General features: G+C 67.6%; 2 protein-coding genes. One reads left to right on the plus strand and one right to left on the minus strand.

Annotated features, from left to right (window positions below; all coding sequences use genetic code 11):
• Nucleotides 1–231: 231 nt before the first annotated feature.
• Nucleotides 232–1,053 carry a helix-turn-helix domain-containing protein gene (locus tag QH270_RS13635; protein WP_280341649.1) on the minus strand — a complete coding sequence of 274 codons (822 nt, stop codon included), beginning with the start codon at nucleotides 1,051–1,053 and terminating at the stop codon, nucleotides 232–234.
• 643 nt (nucleotides 1,054–1,696) lie between these two features.
• On the opposite strand from QH270_RS13635, the gene QH270_RS13640 reads away from it, so the two are divergent.
• Nucleotides 1,697–2,602 (plus strand): hypothetical protein, encoded by a 906-nt coding sequence (locus QH270_RS13640; protein WP_280341651.1) that lies wholly within the window; start codon nucleotides 1,697–1,699, stop codon nucleotides 2,600–2,602.
• Nucleotides 2,603–2,675: the final 73 nt, after the last annotated feature.

Below are 2,675 nucleotides of genomic sequence, written 5' to 3' on the forward strand. Positions count from 1 at the left end.
GGGTCGCTGTCCTGGTGGCGAAGCGGCTGCGAAGGCAGATCGTCGGTGCCCGGCGATGGTCACCGCGACCGTGGCCGGCGACCTGGTCGACGCGGCCGTGGGGGCGCGTTTCCCGCCCCCGCCCCCCGCCCCCCCCCCGCCCCCCCACCCCCCCTTTTTACCCAACCACACCCCCCGCCGGGCCCGGGGCCCACCCCCCCCCCCGCCCCACCAGGCGGATGTTGCTGGTGGCTAGTTGAGTTCGGGCCGCGGACACGCCACTTCAGGCGTGACTGTGATGAGCTGGACGTGGTGGGCGAGCAGCCCGTCGGTCATTGACAGCAGGTAGGACACCGGCTTGCGGTCGGCATCGTAGGCGTGCAACAGGCACCGTGAGTCGCGCCCATAGGAGTCGCTCACGCTGGCTGCCCACAGTCGCCGAGCGTCGCTGATCGAGATCAGAACCGAAACGAGCTCTGCGGCCTGAGCTGCGCTCCGGTGACGGCCCAGGGCGGATTTCAGCATCGCCACCGTCCAGGAGCCTTCGGCTTCGGAGTCGACGACCACGCTCTTGCCCTGCTCACTCAACATCCACACCGCGATCGAGCTGGTGTCGTCGATACCGGGAAAGACCTCGGCAAACAAGTCGTTGCGCGCCAACACATTCCAGAACGGGTCGATGAAGGCCGCTGGTATGGCGCGGGATTGGAACAGGTCGAGGTTGAGCATGAGCGACTTCTCGGCTCGGACATACCTGCGCAAGGCATCGGGTGGCGCCAGCGTGATTGCGGGGGCGGCGAGCTCACGAAGGTGTGAAGCCATGGCTCTGTCCACGCGCAAGCCGATGATGATCTTCTCGAGCGTGTCGGGAGGCGGCTTGGATTCGCCGCGTTCGAAACGCCCCAGGTGAACGGCGCTGAGGTTGAGCTCTGCGGCTGCTTGGGTCTGGGTGAGGCCGAGGTCGTCTCGAATCCATCCGATGGTGGTGCCGAGGTCGGGGATCGAGACCTGTGGTCGGTTGGGGGCGCGTCGACGTTGGCGTCCCTTGTGGGGTCGTGAAATTCGGTCGTTCATTGCATCTCCCCCCCGGGAGGCGGTGACGGAAGTCACAGATTGAGTGGTTTGAACGGAGTATTTCGACTTCGTGACGAGATCGGTTCTACCAGAGGGGGTTTCGGTCGGCAAGTTTGCCCGCGACCGCGCAATTGGTGGACGGGCATGTTCATCAATTGCTCATAGGTAAGGCTACCCGCTGACGATGAGACCGTGCGGGGTGCGATTCCTGCTGCGCGGTAAGGAACATTTCTCGATATCTCAACGCGAATCTGCTGCACAGACCGTTGTTCCTTAACTGATCATTTTGTGATCAATCAAAACTCGATCAGTTAAGAGCCTAGCGGCCCACGGGATTTCGTGGCTTGGATGGAAAGTGCAAGCCACTCCATGCATTCGAGAAAGGAAATCCTGTGGATCCGATCATGATCGCCAGCTACATCAACGCCGGGCTGGCGCTGCTCAGCAACGGCCTGGCACTGGCCGGCAACGTGCTCAACCTGGCCCTGCACCTGCTGTGAGACCCGCCCCGTAGAGGTACCCCGGCCGGGCGGCAGCCCGCCCGGCTGGGCCTCTCCAAGCGGGCGGCTCGAATTCGTCTGCCGCGCAACGTCAGCGGCACTTCCTGTATCTCCACCCTTCATCGAGAAAGGGTCTCTCCGTCATGCCCGAATCACCCTCGACCACCTACTCGAACGCCGAACAACCTCACCTCGGCGCCCGGTTGACTCGCCGCGGCAGCACCTTGCTGCTGGCCGCCGCCATTCCTGTCGCGGTCGCCGTGGCAGCTCCGGCCACGGCCCACGCGAGCGCACCTGCGGCCGCTGTGGCCGACCAGGGCGGAGTCACCAGCCCGGCCCAGCCGGGCACCGAAACGCCCGCTCCGCCGCCGCCTCCGGTCGAATCGGCCCCCGAACCGGAGCCGGCGCCGGAGCCGTCGCCGCCGGTGTATTACGAGCAGCCCCAGCAGGTTCGCACCGGGCAGGCCCGTCCGGCCCCCGAGGTCGATGAGCCGGTGGAGCCGGTGCGGATCGAGGAACTGCATCTGCCCGTTCCGGTGGAGCCGGTGGCGCCGATCGTGCCGCCGGAGAACACGATCCGGGTAGGGGAGTGGCAGACCCCGAGCCCGGACTGGTTGCCGGTGGAAGTCCGCGACACCATCAACAACACCGCCGCCGGTGCCGAAGCTCAGATCGCGACGGCACTGGACTCGGTCGGGATCCCGGCCGGGCGCTCCGATCGCGTCAGCGGCGCGACCCTGGGTGGCGCCGCTGTAGGCGGTGCGGCCGGTGCGACCGTGCTCGGCGCCCCCGCGGCTGCGGTGGGCGCGGTCGCCGGAGGACTGATCGGCGGCACCGTCGGTGGAATCGCCGGGGCCGCCCTCGGCATCGTCATCCCCGTCCCCATCATCGGGCAAGCCACCAGCGGAGTCGCAGGCACCGCCCTTGGCGCTGCCGCCGGCGCTGCCGCGGGCGCGGCGATCCTCGGAGTACCGGCCGGTGCCCTCGGCGCGGCGGTCGGCGGAACGATCGGTGCCGGATTCGGTGCCGGCGTCGGAGTCGGCCAATGACCGGCAGCACACGACGTGTCGCGGTCGTTGCTGCCGCGACGGTGGGGGCAGCGCTGTTCACCACGGTCGCACC

This window comes from Nocardia neocaledoniensis (genome assembly GCF_029868625.1).
Taxonomy (GTDB): Bacteria; Actinomycetota; Actinomycetes; order Mycobacteriales; family Mycobacteriaceae; genus Nocardia; species Nocardia neocaledoniensis_A.